This window comes from Streptomyces sp. WP-1, assembly GCF_030450125.1.
In the GTDB taxonomy this organism is placed as follows: domain Bacteria; phylum Actinomycetota; class Actinomycetes; order Streptomycetales; family Streptomycetaceae; genus Streptomyces; species Streptomyces incarnatus.
The window spans coordinates 5,685,287-5,708,269 of sequence record NZ_CP123923.1 but is presented as its reverse complement, the minus strand read 5'-3'; the positions used below and the strand labels follow the sequence as shown (position 1 = coordinate 5,708,269).

Annotated in this window: 25 protein-coding genes; 20 read left to right on the top strand and 5 right to left on the bottom strand. The window is 71.9% G+C overall.

Features of this window, described 5'->3' with window-relative positions:
• The first annotated feature begins 14 nt into the window (after positions 1–14).
• Complete coding sequence (locus QHG49_RS25185) at positions 15–1,385, top strand: NAD(P)/FAD-dependent oxidoreductase (protein WP_301491442.1); 1,371 nt, start codon at positions 15–17, stop codon at positions 1,383–1,385.
• Between the two features lie 315 nt (positions 1,386–1,700).
• Here QHG49_RS25185 and QHG49_RS25180 read toward each other — a convergent pair whose 3' ends face one another.
• Positions 1,701–3,155, bottom strand: coding sequence for a regulator (locus tag QHG49_RS25180; RefSeq protein WP_159700760.1), 1,455 nt, complete (start codon positions 3,153–3,155; stop codon positions 1,701–1,703).
• Positions 3,156–3,387: 232 nt separating this feature from the next.
• On the opposite strand from QHG49_RS25180, the gene lipB reads away from it, so the two are divergent.
• The 4 genes from lipB (at position 3,388) to QHG49_RS25160 (ending at position 6,471) form a co-directional block, all read left to right on the top strand.
• A complete protein-coding gene (gene lipB, locus QHG49_RS25175) occupies positions 3,388–4,185 on the top strand; it encodes a lipoyl(octanoyl) transferase LipB (RefSeq protein ID WP_159700763.1) in 798 nt (265 codons plus the stop codon).
• Between the two features lie 116 nt (positions 4,186–4,301).
• Positions 4,302–5,267, top strand: coding sequence for a lipoyl synthase (lipA, locus tag QHG49_RS25170; protein ID WP_145484986.1), 966 nt, complete (start codon positions 4,302–4,304; stop codon positions 5,265–5,267).
• Between the two features lie 242 nt (positions 5,268–5,509).
• Positions 5,510–5,707, top strand: a complete 198-nt coding sequence (locus tag QHG49_RS25165) for a hypothetical protein (protein WP_145484987.1) — start codon at positions 5,510–5,512, stop codon at positions 5,705–5,707.
• Between the two features lie 62 nt (positions 5,708–5,769).
• Positions 5,770–6,471: a DUF4191 domain-containing protein gene (locus QHG49_RS25160; RefSeq protein WP_145484988.1), complete on the top strand. Its 702-nt coding sequence runs from the start codon at positions 5,770–5,772 to the stop codon at positions 6,469–6,471.
• A gap of 102 nt (positions 6,472–6,573) precedes the next feature.
• On the opposite strand, the gene QHG49_RS25155 is transcribed toward QHG49_RS25160, so the two are convergent.
• Positions 6,574–7,041, bottom strand: a complete 468-nt coding sequence (locus QHG49_RS25155; protein ID WP_159700766.1) for an RDD family protein — start codon at positions 7,039–7,041, stop codon at positions 6,574–6,576.
• Between the two features lie 210 nt (positions 7,042–7,251).
• Here QHG49_RS25155 and glnA point away from each other — a divergent pair, with 210 nt between their 5' ends.
• Positions 7,252–8,661 carry a type I glutamate--ammonia ligase gene (gene glnA, locus QHG49_RS25150; protein ID WP_145484990.1) on the top strand — a complete coding sequence of 470 codons (1,410 nt, stop codon included), beginning with the start codon at positions 7,252–7,254 and terminating at the stop codon, positions 8,659–8,661.
• Positions 8,662–9,158: 497 nt separating this feature from the next.
• On the opposite strand, the gene QHG49_RS25145 is transcribed toward glnA, so the two are convergent.
• Entirely contained in the window at positions 9,159–10,025 is an 867-nt protein-coding gene (locus QHG49_RS25145) for a hypothetical protein (protein WP_301491436.1), read from the bottom strand.
• A 285-nt stretch (positions 10,026–10,310) separates the two neighbouring features.
• Here QHG49_RS25145 and QHG49_RS25140 point away from each other — a divergent pair, with 285 nt between their 5' ends.
• Both QHG49_RS25140 and QHG49_RS25135 read left to right on the top strand, forming a co-directional pair.
• A complete protein-coding gene (locus QHG49_RS25140) occupies positions 10,311–11,711 on the top strand; it encodes a hypothetical protein (RefSeq protein ID WP_301491435.1) in 1,401 nt (466 codons plus the stop codon).
• Positions 11,708–11,908: a hypothetical protein gene (locus tag QHG49_RS25135; RefSeq protein WP_301491433.1), complete on the top strand. Its 201-nt coding sequence runs from the start codon at positions 11,708–11,710 to the stop codon at positions 11,906–11,908. Before QHG49_RS25140 ends, QHG49_RS25135 begins: the two co-directional genes overlap by 4 nt.
• 69 nt (positions 11,909–11,977) lie before the next feature.
• Here QHG49_RS25135 and QHG49_RS25130 read toward each other — a convergent pair whose 3' ends face one another.
• Positions 11,978–12,238, bottom strand: a complete 261-nt coding sequence (locus tag QHG49_RS25130; protein WP_145484992.1) for a hypothetical protein — start codon at positions 12,236–12,238, stop codon at positions 11,978–11,980.
• 345 nt (positions 12,239–12,583) lie between these two features.
• Here QHG49_RS25130 and QHG49_RS25125 point away from each other — a divergent pair, with 345 nt between their 5' ends.
• From QHG49_RS25125 to QHG49_RS25115, 3 genes are all read left to right on the top strand, one after another.
• Positions 12,584–12,841 (top strand): hypothetical protein, encoded by a 258-nt coding sequence (locus tag QHG49_RS25125; RefSeq protein WP_301491431.1) that lies wholly within the window; start codon positions 12,584–12,586, stop codon positions 12,839–12,841.
• Between the two features lie 127 nt (positions 12,842–12,968).
• Positions 12,969–13,895: a zinc metalloprotease HtpX gene (gene htpX / locus QHG49_RS25120; RefSeq protein ID WP_145484994.1), complete on the top strand. Its 927-nt coding sequence runs from the start codon at positions 12,969–12,971 to the stop codon at positions 13,893–13,895.
• A gap of 72 nt (positions 13,896–13,967) precedes the next feature.
• Positions 13,968–14,552 (top strand): hypothetical protein, encoded by a 585-nt coding sequence (locus tag QHG49_RS25115; RefSeq protein ID WP_145484995.1) that lies wholly within the window; start codon positions 13,968–13,970, stop codon positions 14,550–14,552.
• A gap of 68 nt (positions 14,553–14,620) precedes the next feature.
• Here QHG49_RS25115 and QHG49_RS25110 read toward each other — a convergent pair whose 3' ends face one another.
• On the bottom strand, positions 14,621–14,935 hold the full coding sequence (locus tag QHG49_RS25110) for a hypothetical protein (protein WP_145484996.1): 315 nt from the start codon (positions 14,933–14,935) through the stop codon (positions 14,621–14,623).
• Positions 14,936–15,099: 164 nt separating this feature from the next.
• Between QHG49_RS25110 and QHG49_RS25105 the strand changes: the two genes are divergently transcribed.
• From QHG49_RS25105 to QHG49_RS25065, 9 genes are all read left to right on the top strand, one after another.
• Positions 15,100–15,474: an arsenate reductase family protein gene (locus QHG49_RS25105; protein WP_145484997.1), complete on the top strand. Its 375-nt coding sequence runs from the start codon at positions 15,100–15,102 to the stop codon at positions 15,472–15,474.
• A 317-nt stretch (positions 15,475–15,791) separates the two neighbouring features.
• Positions 15,792–16,724, top strand: coding sequence for a CDP-diacylglycerol diphosphatase (locus QHG49_RS25100; RefSeq protein ID WP_301491427.1), 933 nt, complete (start codon positions 15,792–15,794; stop codon positions 16,722–16,724).
• 216 nt (positions 16,725–16,940) lie between these two features.
• On the top strand, positions 16,941–17,972 hold the full coding sequence (glnII, locus tag QHG49_RS25095; RefSeq protein ID WP_145484998.1) for a glutamine synthetase: 1,032 nt from the start codon (positions 16,941–16,943) through the stop codon (positions 17,970–17,972).
• Positions 17,973–18,257: 285 nt separating this feature from the next.
• On the top strand, positions 18,258–18,380 hold the full coding sequence (locus QHG49_RS25090) for a hypothetical protein (RefSeq protein ID WP_260864742.1): 123 nt from the start codon (positions 18,258–18,260) through the stop codon (positions 18,378–18,380).
• 117 nt (positions 18,381–18,497) lie between these two features.
• Entirely contained in the window at positions 18,498–19,199 is a 702-nt protein-coding gene (locus QHG49_RS25085) for a winged helix-turn-helix domain-containing protein (RefSeq protein WP_145484999.1), read from the top strand.
• A 65-nt stretch (positions 19,200–19,264) separates the two neighbouring features.
• A complete protein-coding gene (locus QHG49_RS25080; RefSeq protein WP_301491424.1) occupies positions 19,265–20,368 on the top strand; it encodes an NAD-dependent epimerase/dehydratase family protein in 1,104 nt (367 codons plus the stop codon).
• Positions 20,369–20,399: 31 nt separating this feature from the next.
• A complete protein-coding gene (locus QHG49_RS25075) occupies positions 20,400–21,662 on the top strand; it encodes a sensor domain-containing protein (RefSeq protein ID WP_301491422.1) in 1,263 nt (420 codons plus the stop codon).
• Complete coding sequence (locus tag QHG49_RS25070) at positions 21,647–22,303, top strand: response regulator transcription factor (protein WP_301491421.1); 657 nt, start codon at positions 21,647–21,649, stop codon at positions 22,301–22,303. Before QHG49_RS25075 ends, QHG49_RS25070 begins: the two co-directional genes overlap by 16 nt.
• Positions 22,304–22,386: 83 nt before the next feature.
• Positions 22,387–22,947 carry a tetratricopeptide repeat protein gene (locus QHG49_RS25065; RefSeq protein WP_301491420.1) on the top strand — a complete coding sequence of 187 codons (561 nt, stop codon included), beginning with the start codon at positions 22,387–22,389 and terminating at the stop codon, positions 22,945–22,947.
• Positions 22,948–22,983 lie beyond the last annotated feature (36 nt).

Below are 22,983 nucleotides of genomic sequence, written 5' to 3'. Positions count from 1 at the left end.
ACAGGAGGGGCCTCGTGCTTGAGCCCGCGAACCAGGTGGACGTCGTCATCGTGGGGGCCGGCATCGCCGGACTCTCGGCGGCCCACCGGCTCACCAGCGCAGGAGTAACGACCGCAGTCCTGGAGGCCGCCTCCTGCGTCGGCGGCCGCATGGCGACGGAGAAGGTCGACGGTTTCCGGCTCGACCGGATCGGACAGCTGCTGTCCACGGCATACCCCGAGCTCCGGCTGACGCCGGGGCTGGACTCCCTGGTCCTGCGGCCCTTCGCGCCGGGCGTCCTGCTGCACCGCGACGGGCGCACCCATCGGGCGGGCGCGCCGGCGAACGGAGGAAGCGCGAGGGGCGCACTTCATGCGGTGCGCGCCCTGGCGAGCGCCCCCAGGGGAGCGGCGGCACCGCCCGGGAGGGGCGGTGGTGGCGCACCGGTGGGCGGCGCGATGGACCAGGCACGGCTGGGCGCGGCGCTGAGCCGGATCGCCGCGATGCCGGTCGAACGGCTGCTCGCCCGCCCGGAGCTGCCCGCCGCGCAGGCCCTCGCGGCCCGGGGGGTGCCGGTCCGTACGGTCGAGGGGTTCCTGCGGCCGCTGCTCGCCGCGTTGCTGTGCGACCCGGAGCTGACGACGTCCAGCAGGTGCGCGGACCTGGCGCTGCGGGCGTTCGCGGGCGGGCGGCTGTGTGTGCCGGAGGGCGGCGCGGACATGCTGCCCGAGGTGCTGGCGCGGGCGCTGCCGCCGGGGACGGTGCACACCGGGGTGCGGGTGACATCGGTGTCCACGACGAGGGTGACCACGGCGGAGCACGGGGAGATCCGCTGCCGTGCGGTGCTGCTGGCGGCCGACGCGCGCTCGGCGGCGGAGCTGCTGCCGGGGCTCAGGGTGCCGGAGTTCCATCCGGTGACGGTGGTCCACCACACGACGGACGAGCCGGCGGCGGCGTTCGCGACGAGGGCGTCGCTGCTGCTGGACGCGGACCGGGGCGGGCCGGTGGCGCACACGTCGGTGCTCAGCAACGTGGACCCGAGCCGGGCGCCGGGCGGGCGGGTGCTGATCTCCTCGACGGTGCTCGGTACCCCGCCCGAGGGCGTGGACACCGCGGTCCGTATCCATCTCTCCCGCCTGTACGGCATGTCCACGCGCCGCTGGGAGACGCTGGCCGTGCACCACACCCCGGAGGCGGTCCCGGTCATGCGCCCGCCGCACGACCTCCGCCGCCCGGTGCGCCTGCTCGCCGGCCTCTACGTCTGCGGCGACCACCGCGGCACCAGCACCCTCCAGGGCGCCCTCCACTCCGCCCACCGCGCCACCAGGTCCATCCTCTCCGACCTGGGCACCACGGGCTCCCTCCACACGGCCGACCCGGCCCCGACGATGCCGAAGGCCGCCTGACGCCTCCGGCGGTACGGAGCGCCACCGCGGCGGGATTTCGATGCGACCGGCCCCCGAATCCCGCCGCTGACCGGTCCTCACCAGCCCCCTGATCCGGCCGCGACGGCGAACCACCACGACGGCGTGTCCCGGCGGTGCCGAACCCTGCCCGGCCCCACCGGCGGCCGACACCGGCCCGGCACCGCCGACCACCACCGTCGTGGCCGAGCGCCGTCGCGGCGGACTTCGGATCGACCGGCGCCGTTTCGGGACCCGCCGGCCTCGCCCCTGGACCGGATCAGCACCGGATCAGCGTCGCCCGGGGGCCGTTCGGCGTCAGTTCAGGGCCGCCACCTTCTCGTGGTACGTCCTCGCCGGGGCCGCGTCCTTGTAGGGCTCCAGGCGGCGTTCGAAGTCGCGGATGTACTCGACGGCGCGGGCGCTGCGCATGTCCGCGGCCTGGGTCGCCGCCTCGGCCGCCAGCGCGCACGCCTGGTCGAGTTCGCCGAGGCCGAGGCGGGCCGTGGCGAGGACGACCCGGCAGAAGAGCCGGCTGCGGGCGTACGCGGGGGCGCGCAACTGGAGCGAGCGCTCGGCGTGTTGCGCGGCCGCCCGGAACTGCTGGAGGTCCCGGTGGCAGTGCCCCAGCTCGTCCGCGAGCTGCGCCTCGTCGAAGAACCGCGCCCAGTACGGCACTTCGTCCCCCGGCCGGGCCGCCTCCAGCGCCCGCTCGGCCCGCACCAGCGCCGCCGTGCACGCCCGCACCTCCCCCAGCACCCCGTGCGCCCGCGCCTCCGCCGCGTGCAGCAGCGACTGCACGGCCGGCGGTCCCCCGGTGCCGATCCCCTGCTGGGCGACCCGCGCCAGCTGCACCGCCTCCCTGCCGTGCCCGAGGTACACCGCCTGCCTGCTCATCGTGACCAGCACGAAGGAGCCGTACGGCCGGTCCCCCGCCGCCTGCGCGAGCCGCAGCGCCTGCACGAAGTACCGCTGGGCCAGCCCGTGCGCGGCGATGTCGTACGACGTCCAGCCCGCGAGCCGGGTCAGGTCCGCGGCCGCCGAGAACAGCCGGCGCCCGGTGGGCTCGTCGTAGCTGCCGCGCAGCATCGGCTCGCACTCGTGCTCCAGGTACCGCACCAGCGCCTGCCGCGCGTGCCCGCCGCCGAACCGGTCGTCCAGGGTGCGGAACAGCTCGCCCACCGAGCGCAGCGCGGCGATGTCGCCCGCGCCGACCCGGTGCCCGGGGATCCGCTCCAGGGGTCCGCGCGGGCGGGGCCGCCCGACCGGTGTCCGCAGCACGCCCGGACGCCCCTGCGCGGGCACCCGGGGCGCCGGCTCCCGGGCCACCCGGTCGTCGGGCTTGCCGATCAGCCAGTCCCGGCTGGGCACGACGAGCCCCGCCGGGGTGAACGCGATCTTGCGCAGCTCGGCGTGGCTGCCGGAGTCCTTGCGCCACAGCCCGCTGACGATGTCCACGGCCTCCTCCGGGGTGGCCGCGAACTCCAGCCCGGCGTACACCGGCGCACACGCGTCCAGGCCGAGATCCTGGGCGGAGAGCCGGCGCCCGAGCCGGCGGGTGAACACCTCGGCGATCAGCGCGGGCGTCGTACCTCTCGGCTGCTGGCCGCGCAGCCAGCGGGTGACGGAGGTCTTGTCGTATCTGAGGTCCAGCCCGTGTTCCAGGCCGAGCTGGTCGACGCGCCGGGCCAGACCCGCGTTGGAGAACCCCGCCTCTGCGATGAGCGCGGCGAGCTGGCGGTTGGGGGTGCGCTGCGCGGGTCGGTCCGTCATGGGTGGTGCGGTCTCCTGCCTCCGGGCGTCGTGACGTGCCGGGATTGCCTGTGAGCAGCCCTTTTGGCCTCATGAACGGCGCGAATGTAGCGGAGAGTGAGCACCCGGTCGGATACTTCAGCTTTCATTCATCCGATCGTGTGAGGATTGCCCGCAGGGCTGACGGCGCGCGGACGGACGTACAGTGGCGTGGGCGCGTTACGTGCCTGACATCGCTAGGGAGGCGCTTGCCGTGAGTGAATTGCGGTTCGTCCGTATGGGGTTCGGCGCGGAGGCCGTCGACTACCAGGAGGCATGGGACGAGCAGCGCCGGGTGCACGCCGCCCGGTTCGCCGACGAGATCCCGGACACCCTGCTGCTCCTGGAGCACCCCCCGGTCTACACGGCGGGCCGGCGCACGGAGGACAGCGAGCGCCCGCTGGACGGCACCCCGGTGATCGATGTGGACCGCGGCGGCAAGATCACCTGGCACGGCCCGGGCCAGCTGGTCGGCTACCCGATCCAGAAGCTCCCCCGCCCGGTGGACGTGGTGGCGCACGTACGACGCCTCGAAGAGGCCCTGATCCGCACCTGCGCGGAGTTCGGCCTGGAGACCACCCGCGTCGAGGGGCGCAGCGGCGTGTGGGTGCTGGGCGACCCCGTCGAGCAGCGGCCCGCGATCGGCGGCCTCTCCCTCGACTTCGACCCCCGGCTGGCCGACGAGGAGTTCGACCCGCGGCTCGACGGCCCCGAGTACGCCCCCTCGAACGCCGGCCAGCGCCGCGAGGACCGCAAGATCGCCCAGATCGGCATCCGGGTCGCCAAGGGCGTCACCATGCACGGCTTCTCGTTCAACGTCTGCCCCGACATGAAGTGGTTCGACCGGATCATCCCCTGCGGCATCCGCGACGCGGGCGTGGCCTCCCTGGCGAGCGAGCTGGGCCGGGACGTCACGGTGGAGGAGGTCGTACCGGTGGCCGAGAAGCATCTCCGGGAGGTTTTGGAGAACGCCGACCCGCGGCCCCGGCCGGTCGAGAAGGCGTCGGCCTGAGAATCCCCCGGACGGGAATGCGCCCTGCGGTCATGGGGTTGGTCTCGGCGCCAGGGCGTACAGAACACGGGCGTACCCTGGGGGACGCCGAAGAATCAAAGCTGAGGGAGCCGGTCGTGTCCGCAGTCGCACCCGACGGACGCAAATTGCTGCGCCTGGAGGTCCGCAACAGCCAGACCCCCATCGAGCGCAAGCCCGAGTGGATCAAGACCCGGGCGAAAATGGGCCCCGAGTACACCAAGATGCAGAACCTCGTGAAGAGCGAGGGCCTGCACACGGTCTGCCAGGAAGCCGGCTGCCCGAACATCTACGAGTGCTGGGAGGACCGCGAGGCCACCTTCCTCATCGGCGGCGACCAGTGCACCCGTCGCTGCGACTTCTGCCAGATCGACACGGGCAAGCCCGAGGCCCTGGACCGCGACGAGCCCCGCCGGGTGGGCGAGTCCGTGGTCACGATGGACCTCAACTACGCCACCATCACCGGTGTCGCCCGCGACGACCTGGCGGACGGCGGGGCCTGGCTGTACGCCGAGACCGTGCGCCAGATCCACCAGCAGACCGCGGAGCGCGCGGACGGCCGTACGAAGGTCGAACTGCTCGCCCCGGACTTCAACGCGGTTCCCGAGCAGCTGGCCGAGGTCTTCGAGTCCCGCCCCGAGGTCTTCGCGCACAACGTCGAGACCGTGCCCCGGATCTTCAAGCGGATCCGCCCCGGCTTCCGCTACGAGCGGTCCCTGAAGGTCATCACGGACGCCCGCGACTTCGGTCTGGTCACCAAGTCCAACCTGATCCTCGGCATGGGCGAGACCCGCGAGGAGGTCAGCGAGGCGCTGCGGCAGCTGCACGAGGCCGGCTGCGAGCTGATCACCATCACGCAGTACCTGCGCCCCTCCGTGCGCCACCACCCCGTCGAGCGCTGGGTGAAGCCGCAGGAGTTCGTGGAGCTGAAGGAGGAGGCCGAGCAGCTCGGCTTCTCCGGTGTGATGTCCGGCCCGCTGGTGCGCTCGTCGTACCGCGCCGGCCGCCTGTACCGGATGGCGATCGAGAAGCGCGGGAGCTATGTCGCCGGCCAGGCGGTGTGAGCCCCGTACCCCCGCCCGTGTGTGAATTCGCGCACAAGTGATTACCGGCCAGTAGCGGCCGGTTCGGCGCGGTCCTGACCGTCCTCCCTGATGGGGGCGCCCGTCAGGGCCGCGTCAGGGTTTGTGGGTCCCATATCAAGGCTTCATTGGCGTTTGACCGCTCGGACACGCCCTGGTAACACCAATCAGTGACCCTCGAATCACGCCTCGTACACCACCCGCTCGCAGGGGGTATCTCGACCATGCAGGCCCCGCCGGTACGCGCCACCGCCATCCCCTCCTTCACCGACGCCCTCCGCGCCGTCGAGTCGCTGCTGATGAGCGGCGGCCAGCGCACCGCCCGCCGCAACGCCTGGACCTCGGTCCTGGAGGACCGCCGCCGGGCCAAGGACCGGGTGGAGGCGCAGCGCTTCTACGAGCGGTCCGCGGGCGGCTCGTAGCCCCGCCGCCCCCGCGGGCACTGCCGTCGTCCGCGCTCCCGGGGCCACGTAGACTTCGTGCCATGGCGAGGAAGGAAACCGCGGCGGACGCCGCGAATGCCGGGCGACTGAAGCAGATCGCCCTCACATACAAGATGACCCGCAAGGTCGACACCAAGATCGGCCTTGTGCTCGCGGCGGTCGGCCTCGGCACGCTCGCGGTGTTCCTCGTGATCGGCTTCTTGCTGGGCCACCCGGTGTACCTGGGCATCTTCGGCCTGCTGGTCGGCCTGCTGGGGGCGGCGGTCGTGTTCGGCCGCCGGGCCGAGCGTGCCGCCTTCGGTCAGATGGAGGGCCAGCCGGGCGCCGCGGCGGCGGTGCTGGACAACGTCGGCCGGGGCTGGACCACCACTCCGGCGGTGGCGATGAACCGCAGCCAGGACGTGGTGCACCGCGCGGTCGGCAAGGCCGGCATCGTGCTGGTCGCCGAGGGCAACCCGAACCGGGTGAAGAGCCTGCTGGCCGCCGAGAAGAAGAAGATGAACCGCATCGTCGCCGATGTGCCGGTGCACGACCTCATCGTGGGCAGCGGCGAGGGCCAGGTCGAGCTGAAGAAGCTGCGGACCACCATGCTGAAGTTCCCGCGGGTGCTGACCGGCCCCCAGGTGACCGCCACCAACGACCGGCTGCGCGCGCTCGGCGACCTGATGAGCAACATGCCGGTGCCGAAGGGTCCGATGCCCAAGGGCATGCGGATGCCGAAGGGCGGCAAGAGCGGCCGCTAGGCCCGCGACGCGCGTACGGCGCGATCACGACGACGAGGGGGCGCCCGGTGTGACACCGGGCGCCCCCTCGTCGTACCGCTCGCCCCCCGGTCGTACCGGGGCTCAGACCCGGACCTCGACCGTCTTGGCCAGCCGGTCGTGCAGGCCGCGGCCGTCGCGGTCCCAGACCAGGGCCGGGATGGCGAGGCACAGCAGCACGGTGCGCACCAGGGCGCGCAGCGGGTTGACCGTGCCGGTCTCCAGGGCCACGACCCGGATGCCGAACAGGCGCTTGCCCGGGGTGAAGCCGATGGTGCCGACCAGCAGGGCGCTCATCACGAGGAAGACGCCGAGCGCCCAGTTGCCGGTGCCCTGGTCGTAGCCATGCGTGATCAAGCTGTATGCGATCAGCAGGCACAGCGCCCAGTCGACCGCGATGGCCCCGAGCCGCCTGCCCGGCCGGGCCAGGGAATTGGGGCCCTCCTCGGGAAGACCCAGCTGTTCACCCCGGTAACCGAAGTCCGCGCCGGCGTCTTCCATGGCCGCGCGGGGGCCGGAGAGCCACGATCCGATTGCCTGCCTGTTGTCCACCCGACCACGGTACTGCGTCCCCATATGACCGGGGGACGCCGGGGTGTCCCGGGGCTACGGTTGAGGAGGGCCCGGTTAACTTCTGCGAAACAATCGGGTCACGCCGGAGAAATCACCCGTCCCTAGGGTCGTGACGAGCGTGTGCCACCGCACTGGCCGCACGAACGATCTACCACCCCGGCGCGGACGGTCGGGAGTAGGAGGAGCTGGATGTTCCAGAACGCCGACGAGGCCAAGAAGTTCATCGCGGACGAGGACGTCAAGTTCATCGACGTCCGGTTCTGCGACCTGCCGGGCATCATGCAGCACTTCACCGTGCCCGCCGAGGCGTTCGACCCGGACGAGGAGCTGGCCTTCGACGGATCGTCGATCCGCGGATTCCAGGCCATCCACGAGTCCGACATGGCGCTGCGCGCCGATCTGTCCACGGCCCGTGTCGACCCGTTCCGCCGGGACAAGACGGTCAACATCAACTTCTTCATCCACGACCCGATCACGGGCGAGCAGTACTCCCGTGACCCGCGCAACGTGGCCCGCAAGGCGGAGGCGTACCTCGCCTCGACCGGCATCGCGGACACCGCGTTCTTCGGTCCCGAGGCCGAGTTCTACGTCTTCGACTCGGTGCGCTTCCAGACCAGCGCGAACGAGTCCTTCTACCACATCGACTCCGAGGCGGGCGCCTGGAACACCGGTGCGGTGGACGACAACCGCGGCTACAAGGTCCGCTACAAGGGCGGCTACTTCCCGGTCGCGCCGGTGGACCACTTCGCCGACCTGCGCGCCGAGATCTCCCTGGAGCTGGAGAGGTCCGGCCTGAAGGTGGAGCGCCAGCACCACGAGGTGGGCACGGCCGGCCAGGCGGAGATCAACTACAAGTTCAACACGCTGCTCGCCGCCGCCGACGACCTCCAGCTCTTCAAGTACATCGTGAAGAACGTGGCCTGGCGCAACGGCAAGACCGCGACCTTCATGCCGAAGCCGATCTTCGGCGACAACGGCTCGGGCATGCACGTCCACCAGTCGCTGTGGAGCAACGGCGACCCGCTGTTCTACGACGAGGCCGGGTACGCGGGCCTGTCCGACACCGCCCGCTACTACATCGGCGGCATCCTCAAGCACGCCCCGTCGCTGCTGGCCTTCACCAACCCGACGGTGAACTCGTACCACCGCCTGGTGCCGGGCTTCGAGGCGCCGATCAACCTGGTGTACTCGCAGCGCAACCGCTCCGCCGCGATGCGTATCCCGATCACCGGCTCCAACCCGAAGGCCAAGCGCGTCGAGTTCCGCGCGCCCGACTCCTCCGGCAACCCGTACCTCGCCTTCTCGGCCCTGCTCCTCGCGGGCCTGGACGGCATCAAGAACAAGATCGAGCCGGCCGAGCCGATCGACAAGGACCTCTACGAGCTGGCCCCCGAGGAGCACGCGGGCGTCGCCCAGGTCCCGACCTCCCTCGGCGCCGTCCTCGACCGCCTGGAGTCCGACCACGAGTTCCTCCTCCAGGGCGACGTCTTCACGTCCGACCTGATCGAAACCTGGATCGACCTCAAGCGCACCCAGGAAATCGCCCCCCTCCAGCTGCGCCCGCACCCGCACGAGTTCGAGCTGTACTTCGACGTGTGACCGGCCCGTCACGCGGACCCGCGTGACCTCATACACGGCCGGGGCCGCCTCCTCCACGGGGAGGCGGCCCCGGCCGTGTTCGGCGTAGGGGTGTGCGGCTCCGTCGTCCCTGGGAATGACGCCCCGGAATGCCCGGCGACTGGCTCCGCGGGTTCTGATCAGCTCGTCGGCGCGAGCGGGGCGGCCTGACGGTACGTGTCCGGGTATCCGCGCAGCCAGGGGCGCGGCGGGGCAGGGGGTAGTCGCGCGCTGGACGCCCTCCGGGAGGACTCCGGTCGCGGGCGGCGGCGGAAATCTCGGCCGAGGCGGCAAGGTAGGCCCAGATCCCGCTGTCGAGCGGCGCCCCGGTGAGGGGGCGGCGGGGGACGAGGAGGACGTCGGGGCGAGGCCGGGGTTCCGGGCGATTGTGTCGCGCCCGCGGTACGGATGCCACTGGGATCCGGAGCGCTCAGGGTGCGGCCTTCCTTCGGATCACCGCACCGCCCGGCGGTCTCCGCTCACCGATCCGACGGCTCCGGCACCCGCCAGGTGATCCGGAAGCGCTTGGCGGGCGGCAGACCGGGGCGGCCGACGGCCGTCACCTCCTTGACGAGGTACCCGAAGACCATGTGATGCGCCTGTTCCGACACGTCGTCCCATGTCTCGGGGGTGACCGTCATGACCTCCCGTATCAGGGCCGGGTCCGCCTCGTTCTCCAGCATCTCCGCCCTGTCGTCCCGGTCCATCGTCGTGTCGGCCCGCATCGCCAGGATCGATTTCTGGAGGATATTGGGCTCGGTGCCCAGCCGCCGACGGATCTGCGCGCAGCAGTACTGGAAGGCCGCCCGAGCCTCCATCGCCTCGGACTCCGGATCGCGGTAGCCGAAGGGCGATCCGCTCTCGACTCCCACGTAGTCGCCCTTGAGCGTGTGCAGCAGGAGGCGCAGGGCGAACTCCGCGCCGTGCTGCTCGATCATGCGCACCCCCATCCTGACCCACTCGTCCTCGGTCACCACCGGATCGTGCGGCACCGCGAGCGCGGGATGGATCTCGATGGCGTTGAACGGGTTGATCAGCATCCCGGCGACCTGTTCGGCGGCCCACGCACCATCCTCGCCGCCCAAGCCGCCCAGCTCGATCTCCCGTGCCGACCTGAGCGTCCCCGCCTCCCCTTCACGGGTCGCGCGCCAGAGCGGGAGGAGCCTGGCCACCTCCGCCCGAGGGTCCCGGGGCGGGTCGCACAGCTCCGCCAGCACCGTGACGATCGACTGAACGGTCTCCCAGCGGGGGACGCGCAGTCCCTTGAGGGTGGTGCGGACACCTTCGTGGCTGACGACGCCCGGTAGGTCGTCCCGGTCCTTGAGAAGCGTGCTCACCTTGCGCATGCTCGGCCAGCCCGCTGCCCGGTGCAGCTCTTCGAGAGCCGCGCCCAACTCGGTTCGGTGCTCCGCTCGTTGACGGGACGCCTCGGTGTCCACGGGCGTGACCTGCCTTCTGGATCGCAGTGCCAAGTTTTGTCAGAACACTAAGACAGCAGACAACAGCGCTGTGACAGATTTCGCCAAGTTGCCGTGCAGTCCGTCAAACACTGACTCGGGATCGGTCCGGAAGGGGAGCATGGACGTCGGTGCCGGGGGGCTCGGCACCAACTCCCAAGGAGCCGCCCGCCGATGCACATCCCCTCCTACGCGCGCGCCACCATCCGTGCCGCGCTGCCCACCGTGCCCACAGCGCGCCACGTCGGCGCCCTCGACTGCGGCCTCTGCGACACGCCGTTCGAGGACCGGGAACCGGTACCGCTCGGACCGACACCGACATCGGGGCTGTTCAGCTGCCATGACTGCCTGACCCGGCTGATCGCACAGGCGCGGCGGTCACGGGACTCGGCCCTCGCGCGGAACGCCGAACACGCCAGAGCGGAGTGGGCCGCGTGGACCCGTACCCGCGACCGGTATCTGGCAGGGGTGGAATCCGTGCGCGAGGCCGCCGAGGCAGTCGCCCGGCTCGCGGCGGACGGCACCGCGAAGCCGCTGGAGATCGCCTGGCTTCTGGTGGCACTGGAATCCGCGCACACCTGGACCGCGGACGATGCCCCAAAGGCGCCCAACCCCGTGGATCCCTCGGACAGTTCCGTGCGCGACGCGGAGTTCCGGCTGGGTCTGGAGTTGATCTCGGCACGAGAGGCGGTGGCCGAACGGCTCGCCTATCACCTGATCAACGAGGCCATGCCCGCCGAGCCGGAGATGTGCGAGGAGTTCGACTGCCCGGACGGTTGCTCCGGACGGCATGACAGCTCGCACATCGGCTGCGGCCCGGACACCGTCTTCGAGGGCCTGGCGCGCCACGGGGTCGTCGTACCCCGTGCGGAAGACGATCCCGCGCCCGCCCCGGACCGCGCCCTCCCGGGACGGACGAGGAAATCCGCCCCCGGCATGACCGGACCAGCCGAAGCCCTGGCGCAGCACGGCATCGACACCGACGACACCGAACTCCTCCTGGACGCGGCTGCGGTCGGTCTCGTGACCGACGCGTGGCACGACGCCCTCCTGAGCGAGATCCCCGCCACCGCCCAGCCGGCCCCCGGGGAGATCCTCGCGCAGCGCGCCGACCTGTACCGCAGGGCGCGCAGGGCACTGGCGGCTGCCCGGGACGATGGGCCGCAGACACTGCGCGCCTTCCAGGCGGTGGCTTCCTCCGTGGACCTGCCGTGGGCCGGGAACTCGCCCTTCACCTTGCGGGCCAGCGGCGCGACCACGGAGAACTTCGTCCAGCGCATCGACGACCGGATCCGGTACATGTCGGAGATCATGCGTGAGCAGGGCTGGCGGGCGGGACTGCTGCGCCTGGCGGTTTCGGCCGCTTCCCGTGCCCCAGGCCATTTCGGCATGCCGGGCTGGGCCGACCGCGTGGCCTCGGTGACGAGGCGCCTCGCCGAGCTGGACCGTTCGGACGCGCCCCCTGCGCTGGCCGACCTCGGGGCGGTGGAAGCGCTGCTGATCGAGGCGCCCGACCGGCTCGGGGCGGACGCCCTCGGCTGGATCCTTGATCAGAGTGCGGAGGCCGCGTTGTGAGGTGGGACGACATCACCTTGGGGGTGCTCGCGGCGTCCGGCTGTCTCACCCTGCTGCTCACGCAGATCAGCGAGGTGCTGTCCAAGCTGCCGCAGGTCATCCGCGCATGGCGGCGGGTACGACAGGAACTGCGCGGCAGGGCCGTCTCCGAGGACGACGTGGCGGCCACCGACGAGCGCGGCCCGCAGCCGCCTTGAGCCGGTACGACACCGGGGCCGCTCCCCTCGTGGGAAGCGGCCCCGGGCATACGTCACAGCCTGGGTGCGTCAGGGCACCACGACGACCACCACGGGGGAGTTGTAGCCGTAGCCGAAGCCGTTGTTGTAGCCGAAGAAGCCGCCGCGGTTGAAGCCGCGGTTGAAGTTGTTGAAGCCGAAGCAGTTACGGCCGTAGCAGCCACGGTTGGTGGAGACGTGGGTCTGGGTGGTCGCCGACGCGGAGCCGGCGGTGGCGACGGTGGCACCGCCCGCCAGCAGAACGCCGACGGCGGACACCGCGGCGAGACGCCTCGCACGCTGTGCATTCATCGAACTGCCCTCCTTCCATTCCCCCGGGGCCGTTTCGGGCACCGGAAGATGGCCGCACCCGCGCTTTCGCGGGACGCGGTCGTGGGTGATGCCGCCCGGGTTCAGGAAGCAGGGCTGACGTTCCCCTGGTCGACGGGGATGGCGCACGTCCGGCGCACCCTGCGGCGCGGCTCTGCTGAAAATGCTAGCGGCCGGATCTGCACCCGGCATCCGGACGCGAAACGGGCGTAAACGGGCTGCTCAGGGCCTCTGTGCAACCTTTCGTATCGCTCAGGCTTCCTATTTCCGGGGGCCCCACGGGATGGTGCCCCCGCAGCTGTCCGGACCAGAGAGGTTGAACGGGGAATGTCTGAACAGGACGACTGGGAGCGGGAGTTCGATCATGGTTGGGCGAACTCCGCCCAGCACAAGGAGCCTTCCGCCCGTGCCCGGATGCTCGCCGCCCGCTGGAAGGAGAACCCCCCGGACCCGGCGCCCTTCCGCGCCGATCCGGAGCTCACGGGGCCCCGCCGTTCCTCCTGGGTGTCCACCGCGGTGGTCCTCGGCTGCGTGGCCGGGGTGATCGTACTGCTGGGTTACGCTCGGATACGGAACGGCTTCTGATGCGTCACTGGGAGTGACGAAGGTCGCCGGTCCCAGCGAGTGGGGCCTGTCGGCCCCCTCGCCATACCGTGCCGCAGGTGCACACTGGACAGCGGGACGAAGGTGCCCGACTGCGGGGTGATGCAAGATGCGGAGCCGCTTCCGGAGCGACCGGCGGCTGACCGTGCGGATGACGGTCACCATGTTTCTGCTCGGACTGCTGTACGTGGCCTTCATCGCCGCGCTGCTCGTACTGCTGAAATCCTGGCTGCTGGTCGTGGTCCTGATGGGCGCGCTGTTCGTGGCCCAGTTCTGGTTCTCCGACCGGATCGCGATGTTCGCCATGCACGGGCGGGTCGTGGAGCGCGAGGAGTATCCCGAGCTGCACGCGGTGGTGGACCGGCTGTGCGCGTTGGCGGACATGCCGAAACCGACGGTCGCCGTGTCCGAGATGGACATGCCGAACGCGTTCGCGACGGGGCGCAATCCCGATCACGCCGTGGTCTGCGTGACCACCGGGCTGCTGCGCCGGCTGGAGCCCGGCGAGCTGGAGGGCGTGCTGGCGCACGAGCTGTCGCACGTGGCGCACAAGGACGTCGCCGTGATCACCATCGCCTCCTTCCTCGGCGTGGTCGCGGGCCTGCTCGTGCGCTTCGCCTTCTACTCGCAGATCTTCGGCGGGGGCCGCAGGGACCAGAACACCGCCGTCGTCTTCGCGGGCGTGATGGGTGTCTCGGCGGCCGTGTACGCGATCAGCTTCCTGCTGATCAGGGCGCTGTCGCGGTACCGGGAGCTGGCCGCCGACCGCGCCGCCGCGCAGCTGACCGGGCGCCCCTCGGCGCTGGCCTCGGCGCTCACCAAGGTCACCGGGGACATCGCCCGCATCCCGACCAAGGATCTGCGGACGGCCCAGGCGTTCAACGCGTTCTACTTCACCCCGGCGACCGGCAAGGAGCCCGGCATCGAGCGGTTCTTCTCCACCCACCCGACGCTCCAGCAGCGGCTGGACCAGCTGGGCCGGATCTCGGCGGAGCTGGGCGAGACGGCCGTACCGCCGGAGGCCGACCGGGCATGAGCGGAGCGGAAGCGGGGATACCGACGACATCGTCGTCACCACCGACATCTCCACAAGAAGGCGGGCTGAGCGTTGGGGCTGCTGGACATCCTGCTGGGGCGCACCAAGCCCGTCGCGCCCGATCTCGACCAGCTCTTCGCGCTGCCCTCGGCCGCCATCACGCTCCAGGCCGCGATGGGCTTCGCCCCGACCGGCCGGGGCGCGGTGTGCTTCGCGACCGTGGAGGGCGCGGCCTTCGAGCAGACCCACCGGGAGGTGCAGGCGCTGCTGGACGCGGACGCGGAGCGCGCCGACTCACCGGTGGAGCTGCGCCGGGACGACTACGGCTACTCGTGGCTGGTCTCCCGCCGCTCCCCCGACCAGCTGCCGCAGCTGGTCAACGATCTGCACGCGGTGAACAGCTCCCTGGAGATCAACGGCTTCGGGCCGCAGCTGCTGTGCTCGCTGGCCGGCTTCGCCGACGACGCGGGGCGCGCCCTCGCGCTCGTCTACCTCTACAAGCGGGGCACCTTCTACCCCTTCGCCCCGCTGCCCGGGGGCGGTGAGCGCCGGGACAACGCGCTGGAGCTCCAGGCGCGGTCCGTGCTCGCCGGGGATCTGCGGATCGAGCAGGACCTGTCCCGCTGGTTCCCGGTGTGGGGCGCCCCCGGTCTGTGATCCCGTACGAGGCAGCTGTCGGCGGCGCCGGGCGGCCCCGTCGGCCAGGTGCCCGGCGCCGTGGCGGGTCAGCGGCTGTAGCGCATGAGCGCCCGCACCATACGGCACGTGGTGTCGGACGGCGGGCGCATGCCGATCGTCTCGGCGGTGCCCCGGATGGTGTCGTCGCGCGCCTGGTCCGGCAGGTAGACGCCGGAGTCGAGCAGGGCGATGGCCAGGCGCATGGCCTTCAGGCGCCGGTTGTGCGAGACGTACCACTCCCGGGGGCGCCCGGCCGGCAGGGGCCGCTTCGTGGTGGGCTCGTACGGCGAGTCGAGGAGCACGGGGTGCTGGGCGGTGGACTGGGTCGGCGACGGCTTCGGCTTGAGAGCGGCAGCGGGCACGGGCATCCTCCAGACGCGATCAGGGCACCGGCCGGCGAGCCCGGCGGCACCCTCGAACACTGCTTCTATTCTACGGCGGACCACTGACAAAAGGCCCTGGCCACAAGGGCTTTCGGGGCTCTCGGGACAGGGGTGGCGAACGGGTTCTCGCGTACCGTGGGGGCATGGAGATCTGGATCAATCCGGCCTGCTCGAAGTGCCGCAGCGCGGTCAGCCTGCTCGACGCCGAGGGGGTCGGGTACACCGTGCGCCGCTACCTGGAGGACGTGCCGAGCGAGGACGAGATCAGGGCCGTACTCGGGCGCCTCGGCCTGGAGCCGTGGGACATCACCCGGACCCAGGAGGCGGACGCCAGGGAACTGGGGCTCAAGGACTGGGCGCGGGACGAGGGTTCCCGGGAGCGCTGGATCCGGGCGCTGTCCGAACACCCGAAGCTGATCCAGCGGCCGATCATCACGGCGGACGACGGCACGGCGCTGGTGGCCCGGACGGAGGAGGCGGTCCGGGAGGCGATCGGGCACGGTTCGGCCTCCGCGTGACGCGGCGGTACGGGGCCGGGCGAGCGATCCGCACGACCGCCCCGGCCCCCGTTCCACCCCGGCCCCCTGTGCCACCTCGCTGCCTCGCTGCCTCGCTGCCTCGCTGCCTCGCTGCCTCGCCGCCTCGCCGCCTCGCCGCCTCGCCGCCTCGCCGCCTCGCTGCCGAGGGTGATGAGACGGAACGCCTCTCAATGGCGGAACGCGCCACACCGAGCGGTTCATCCGACGGGAAATCCGATTTCCCGGCCCCTGTTCTGTGAACGGATCGGCGGGGGCGGAATCCGGAACGGACGTCATCACCATCGGAGATCACGCGCATGAGCGACCAGAGGAACGCGAGCGAATTCCCCCGGCGTCGATTCGTCGCCCTCTCGGGCACCCTCGGTGCCGCGACGCTGCTGACCGGCGCGGGAGTCATGGCGGGCACGACCGCCGCGGCGAATCCCGGGCACGGCGCTCCCTCGCCCGACCCGTCGTGTCCCGCGACCCCACCGCCCGGCGGGACCGCGAGCCCCTGTCCGCCCGCCGGGCTGCAACCCCTGTGCGGCAGGCCCACCGACAACGACCCGCTGTGGCACGACGTCCAGTACTGCACACAGGGCATCACCCCGCCGCCTCCGCAGACCAAGCCCGACTGCCTGAAGATGACGGCGAATTACGTCGTACTGCACGGAAAGCCGGAGAACACGCACAACTACCTCCTCCTCCCCTCCTGCCGGATCACGGGCATCGAATGCCCCTTCGTCCACGCGGACTCGGCGGCCAACTACTGGCACGAGGCCTGGGAGAACGGGAGAAGAGGGGGAAGCGTCCCCGTGCAGTACCCGGACATCGGGCTGGGGATCAACTCGCAGCACGCCCGCCGCTACGACCAGCTGCACATCCACATGGCCGGGATCAGGGCGAGCACACAGCGGCGGCTGCAGGAACTCGAATCGCAGGGCCGTATGGCCACCCAGCCCTCCCAGTGGGCCGCCCCGGGAAGCCAGGCACCCGTGTCGGGGCCCGCGGGCTCGGGCGACCGCGTCTACCGCATCCTCAAGCTCCAGGACCTCCAGCAGAACCTGTTCACGCTGCTGTACCGGAACGTGGTGGTCCCGAACTCGCTGAACATGGCGGACCAGACCGTCATCGTGGTCCCCAAGCTGACGGCCGCCGGAGTCTTCGCCGGATCCTTCTACGTCCTCAACAGCGACACGTCCCTCCACGACGGCACGAGCACGTGCGACTACCTGCTGGTGTACGGCTGACCAGGCGCCGCGGTCGGGGCCGGCCGGCGGCTCCCGGCCGGCCGGGTCCCCTCGCGTGATCCGGGGCACAGAACCTCCAGGTAACACGGGGTTCACAGAAGGGCAATGGTCGGGAAACCGCCTGTTGACAGGCTGCGGGACAGATCGACAGACGGCGCGCGGCGCCGCACCGGCACCCGCAAGTGCGCCCGAACCACCCCGAAGGATGTGTCCCCCGTGACCTTCAAGGCCGAGTACATCTGGATCGACGGCACCGCGCCGACGGCCAAGCTCCGTTCCAAGACGAAGATCATCACGGGTGCCCCGGCCGGTCTCGACGCGCTGCCGCTGTGGGGCTTCGACGGCTCCTCCACCAACCAGGCCGAGGGCCACGCCTCGGACCGCGTGCTCAAGCCGGTCTTCACCTGCCCGGACCCGATCCGCGGCGGCGACGACGTGCTGGTGCTGTGCGAGGTCCTGAACACGGACATGACGCCGCACTCCTCCAACACCCGCGCCGAACTGACCGAGGTCGCCGCCCGGTTCGCCGCGCAGGAGCCGGTCTTCGGCATCGAGCAGGAGTACACCTTCTTCGACGGCACCCGCCCGCTGGGCTTCCCCGAGGGCGGCTTCCCGGCCCCCCAGGGCGGCTACTACTGCGGTGTCGGCGCCGACGAGATCTTCGGCCGCGAGGTCGTCGAGGCGCACCTCGACAACTGCCTGAAGGCCGGTCTCGGCATCTCCGGCATCAACGCCGAGGTCATGCCGGGTCAGTGGGAGTTCCAGGTCGGCCCGCTCGCCCCGCTGGAGGTCTCCGACCAGCTGTGGGTGGCCCGCTGGCTGCTGTACCGCACCGCCGAGGACTTCAAGATCTCCGCGACCCTCGACCCCAAGCCGGTCAAGGGCGACTGGAACGGCGCGGGCGCGCACACCAACTTCTCCACCAGGGCGATGCGCGAGGGCTACGACGCGATCATCACCGCGTGCGAGGCGCTGGGCGAGGGCTCCAAGCCGCTGGACCACGTCAAGAACTACGGCGCGGGCATCGACGAGCGGCTGACCGGTCTGCACGAGACCGCCCCGTGGGACGAGTTCACCTACGGCGTCTCCGACCGCGGCGCCTCGGTGCGCATCCCGTGGCAGGTCGAGGTGGACGGCAAGGGCTACATCGAGGACCGCCGTCCGAACGCCAACGTCGACCCCTACCTGGTGACCCGTCTGATGGTGGACACCTGCTGCGCGGCGCTGGAGAAGGCCGGACAGGTCTGATCCGCCCGGAGATCCGCCCGGAGACTCGGAGACCCTGACAGGGGCGCTCGCCGTTCGCGGCGGGCGCCCCTGCCGTATGCCCGGGTGCGCCCCGGAGTACCCCCGGACACCGACGCCTGTCCGCATACTGAGACATCAATTCGGCCGTCTCCACACCCACAACTCGCTGATCAGCGGCTTAACCACGGCTCTCACGGCCCTCGCAACGCAGACTTCACGCCAATGACACGTCCAACCTGTGAGAGGACTCTCGTGCCGGGCGCACACCTCTGCTTCAATGGGCGCATGGCCAGCTTCCAGAAGATCACCGCGACGGGTCGCCACGACCTTGAGCCCTTCTGGCCCTCCCGCCAGCATCACGACTTCGACCGGGTGTGTTGTCGCGCGATGTCCGCGCGGGCCCTGTGAAGCCGTAACCCCGGCCTTCGGCCAGCGCGGAACGACGTACGTCCCGGCGCGCCCCGACCACGAATCGCGGCCGCCGTCCCTCCCGACGAACCTCTCGCGCGAAAGAGCTGACCTCTCATGGCGACCTCTCGTTCCGTCTCCCCCGTCTCCGCTGTCTCCCCGGCCCCCTCCGCGGCCCCCCTGAACTCCCCCGCCCGGCACCGGCTGCGCGCCGTCGACCGGGACGAGGTGGTCGACGTCGCGGACTTCCTGCCGCCGGGCGCCACCTGGCTGCCCGCACCGCAGCACACCCTGCCCGTCCTGCCCGGCCGCCCGCCGATGGTCGGCTATCTGGTGCTGGTCCCCGCCGACCAGCAGCCGCCGTTCCTGCCCGTCGCGGTGCCGGACCAGCCGGAAGCGGCGGGCCGGCCCGCGCTCGCGGGCCAGGCCGGGCAGCCGGGGCTTGCGCACCAGCCGGGAGCGGCCGGGCAGACCGTCCGGACGGACCTCTCCGGCCGGGCGGCCGCCTCGGGCCTCGCCGCCTGCGAACCGCTGGTGCGGATCGACTCCGGGCGCCGTACCGCCTTCATCGAGGGCCGTGAACTCGACCTGACCTACCTGGAGTTCGAGCTGCTCGCGCATCTGGTGGCCCATCCGCACCGGGTGCACACCCGCGACCAGCTGGTCACCACGGTGTGGGGGTACGGCCATGTCGGCGACGGCCGCACGGTCGACGTCCACATCGCCCGGCTGCGCCGCAAGCTGGGCGCCGAGCACCGCCGGACCATCCAGACCGTGCGCCGGGTCGGCTACAAGTACATTCCGCCGACCGGGCGTTGACCTCGCGGTTCCGCCCTCGGCGGAGTCCCGTGCCCCGCGGCGCCCGGCCGGGCAGGCTGCCCGGCATGAGACTTCTGGTGCTGGGCGGAACGGAGTTCGTGGGGCGGGCCGTGGCCGAGGCGGCCCTCGGGCGCGGCTGGGACGTGACCGTCTTCAACCGGGGACGCCACCAACCGCCGCCCGGGTCAAGGCTGTTGCGCGGTGACCGCACCGCGCCCGGCGGTCTGGACGCGCTCGCCGAGGGCGACTGGGACGCGGTGGTGGACACCTGGTCGGCGGCGCCCCGCGCGGTGCGGGAGACGGCCCGCCTGCTGCGCGGCCGCGCCGGGCGGTACGCGTACGTCTCCAGCTGCTCGGTGTACGCCTGGCCCTGGCCCGCCGGGGACAGGGCGGACGCCCCGCTGGTCGAGGGCGCGGCGGCGGACGCCGGGCAGCGCGAGTACGCCGTGGACAAGCGGGGCGGTGAGCTGGCCGCGCTGGAGTCCTTCGGCGCGGACGGCTCGCTGCTGGTGCGGGCGGGGCTGATCCTCGGGCCGTACGAGAACGTGGGCCGGCTGCCCTGGTGGCTGGCCCGGATCGCCCGCGGGGGTCCCGTCCTCGCGCCCGGCCCGCGCGAACTGAAGCTCCAGTACATCGACGCCCGCGACCTCGCGGACTGGCTCCTCGGCGCCCTGGAGCGGGAGTTGAGCGGCCCCTACGACCTGGTGAGCCCGCCCGGGCACACCACCATGGGCGCCTTCCTCGACGCGTGCCTCGCGGCCACCGGCGCGGACGCCGAGCTGTGCTGGGCCGACCCGCGGACGGTGCTGGACGCCGGGATCGAGCCGTGGACCGAGCTGCCGGTGTGGGTGCCGCCGGGCGGTGAGATGTACGACGCCTGTCACCGGGCCGATGCCGGCCGGGCGGCGGACACCGGGCTGGTGTGCCGTCCGGCGGCGGAGACCGTCGCGGACACCTGGCGGTGGCTGACCTCGATCGGCGGCACCCCGCCCCGGCGGCCCGGCCGGCACGCCCCGGGCCTCGCCCCGGAGGTGGAGGAGAAGGTGCTGGCCGCGCTGCGCGACGGCGTCCCCGGCGCCGCGTCCGAGGGCGACGGCGCGTCCGGCACCGCCCCCGGGGCCGATGGTGTACCTGGCACCACCCCCCGAGAGGGGGCCTCGGGCCAGTGACCCGCGCCCGCCGGTCGGCGAGACTCGCCGTATGAACAGCGACAACATGCGCGACAGGGCCCGCCGGTCCGTGCTGGCAGCCGTACGGGGACTGATGCTGGCCCTGATCACGATGCCCTTCGGCATAGCGTTCCTGGTGCTGACCCTGCTGTCCCTCGCCTTCGTCCCGCTCGGCATCGGACTGCTCACGACCCCCCTCGTGCTGGCGGGGGTCAGGGCGCTGGCGGATGTGCGCCGCAGGCTGGCGGCCGAGTGGTGCGGGGTGCGGATCCGGGCGGTGTACCGGCCCGTCCCGCGCGGCACCAGCCCGTGGAGGCGCACCTTCACGATGCTGGGCGACCCGCAGACCTGGCGGGACGTGCGCTGGCTGCCGGTGGACTTCACGGCGGGCTTCGTCAGCGCGCTGCTCCCGGCCCTGCTGCTGTTCTACCCCGTCGAGGGACTGCTGCTGCCCTTCGGGCTGTGGCGGGCGTACACCCATGGCGGCGACACCTACTGGTACGCGTTCGTCCCGGTCACCGGGGAGGCCACCGCCATCGGCGCGGCCCTGCTCGCCCTGGTGATCGCGCGCGTCTCCCTGCGGTTCACCCCGGGCCTGCTGACCGCGCACTTCCGGCTCGTACGGGCGGTCCTCGACAACAGCGAGGGCGAACTCGTGGAGCGGGTGCGGGTGTTGACCGAGACGCGGCGGGACGCGGTGGACACCTCCGCCGCCGAACTGCGCCGCATCGAACGGGACCTGCACGACGGCGCCCAGGCCCGTCTCGTCGCCATGGGCATGGACCTCGGCACCATCGAGATGCTGCTCGACAAGGACCCGGCGCAGGCCCGGCGGCTGCTGGCGCAGGCCCGGCGCAACTCCGTGGACGCCCTGGAGGAGCTGCGCGACCTGGTCCGCGGCATCCATCCGCCGGTGCTCGCCGAACGCGGACTGGGCGACGCCGTACGGGCGTTGGCGCTGCGGCTGCCGCTGCCCGCCGAGGTCGCGGTGGAGCTGCCGGGCCGCGCCGACGCGCCGGTGGAGTCGGCGGCCTACTTCGCGGTCAGCGAGGTGCTCACCAACGCGGCCAAGCACGCGGGCGCCGACCGGATCTGGGTGGATCTGCACCACACCGACGGCCGGCTGCGGATCACGGTCACCGACAACGGCGGGGGCGGTGCCTCGGTCGGCGCCGGCTCCGGGCTCGCCGGGGTCGAGAAGCGGCTCGGTACATTCGACGGCGTCCTGGCCGTCAGCTCGCCCGCGGGCGGCCCCACCATGGTGACCATGGAGATCCCGTGCGCGTTGTCCTAGCCGAAGACCTCTTCCTGCTGCGCGACGGACTGGTCCGGCTGCTGGAGGCGTACGGCTTCGAGATCGCGGCGGCCGTCGAGTCCGGGCCCGAACTGACGCGGGCGCTGGCCGAGTCGGTGCCGGACGTGGCGGTGGTGGACGTACGGCTGCCGCCCACGCACACCGACGAGGGCCTGCAGTGCGCCCTGGCCGCCCGGCGGGCCCGGCCGGGGCTGCCGGTGCTGGTCCTCTCCCAGCATGTGGAGCAGCTGTACGCGCGGGAGCTGCTCGCGGACGGCGACGGCGGGATCGGGTATCTGCTCAAGGACCGGGTGTTCGACGCGGAGCAGTTCGTGGACGCCGTACGACGGGTCGCGGCGGGCGGTACGGCGATGGATCCGCAGGTCATCCAGCAGCTGCTGGCCCGGAGTTCGGCCGACGACCGGCCGCTCGCGCGGCTCACCCCGCGCGAGCGGGAGGTGCTGGAGCTGATGGCGCAGGGCCGGTCGAACGCGGGCATCGCCGCCCAACTCGTGTTCACCGAGCGGGCGGTGGCCAAGCACACCTCCAACATCTTCGGCAAGCTCGGCCTGGAGGTGTCGGACGACGACAACCGGCGCGTGCTCGCGGTGCTGGCGTACCTCGACGGCGGACCCCGCTGAGCACCGGCTTACGGACCCCGGTGAGCACCGGCTCGCGGACCCCGCTGAGCACCGGCTCAATTCCGGTGACCCCGGGGGCACGTGTGTGCGAGGGTGACGCGGTGAACCAGGACTGGGAAGACCGTGTGGACGCCGCTTGGGCCGCCTTCGCCCGCGACGAGTACCCGGAGGAACGCGCGGCGGAGTTCCGCGCCCTGATCGACGGCCTCGTCGCCGAACTGCCCGAGGACAGCCCGCGGGGCCCCTTCGAGCGGGCCTGCGCCTTCGACTCGACCGGGCACTCGGACCGGGCCGTGCCGCTGTACCGGCAGGCGCTGGCGCGCGGCCTCGACGGCTACCGGGGGCGGCGGACCCGGATCCAGCTGGCGAGTTCCCTGCGCAACGTCGGGCAGCCCGAGGAGGGTGTCAAGCTTCTCACCCCCGAACTGGACGGTCCGAGCGACGAGTTGGACGACGCGGTGCGGGCCTGTCTCGCGCTCTGCCTCTCCGGTCTCGGCCGCGACCGGGAGGGCCTGTCCCTGGTGATCGAGGCGCTGGCCGCCCATCTGCCGCGCTACCAGCGGTCGATGGCCCGTTACGCGCGCGCCCTGGTCGATCCGGAGGGGCCTGAACCGCCCGCCCCTCGGCATGTACGCGTCGCTTGACGGTGACCAACCAAGGGCTCGCTCGTTCTCCCGGAC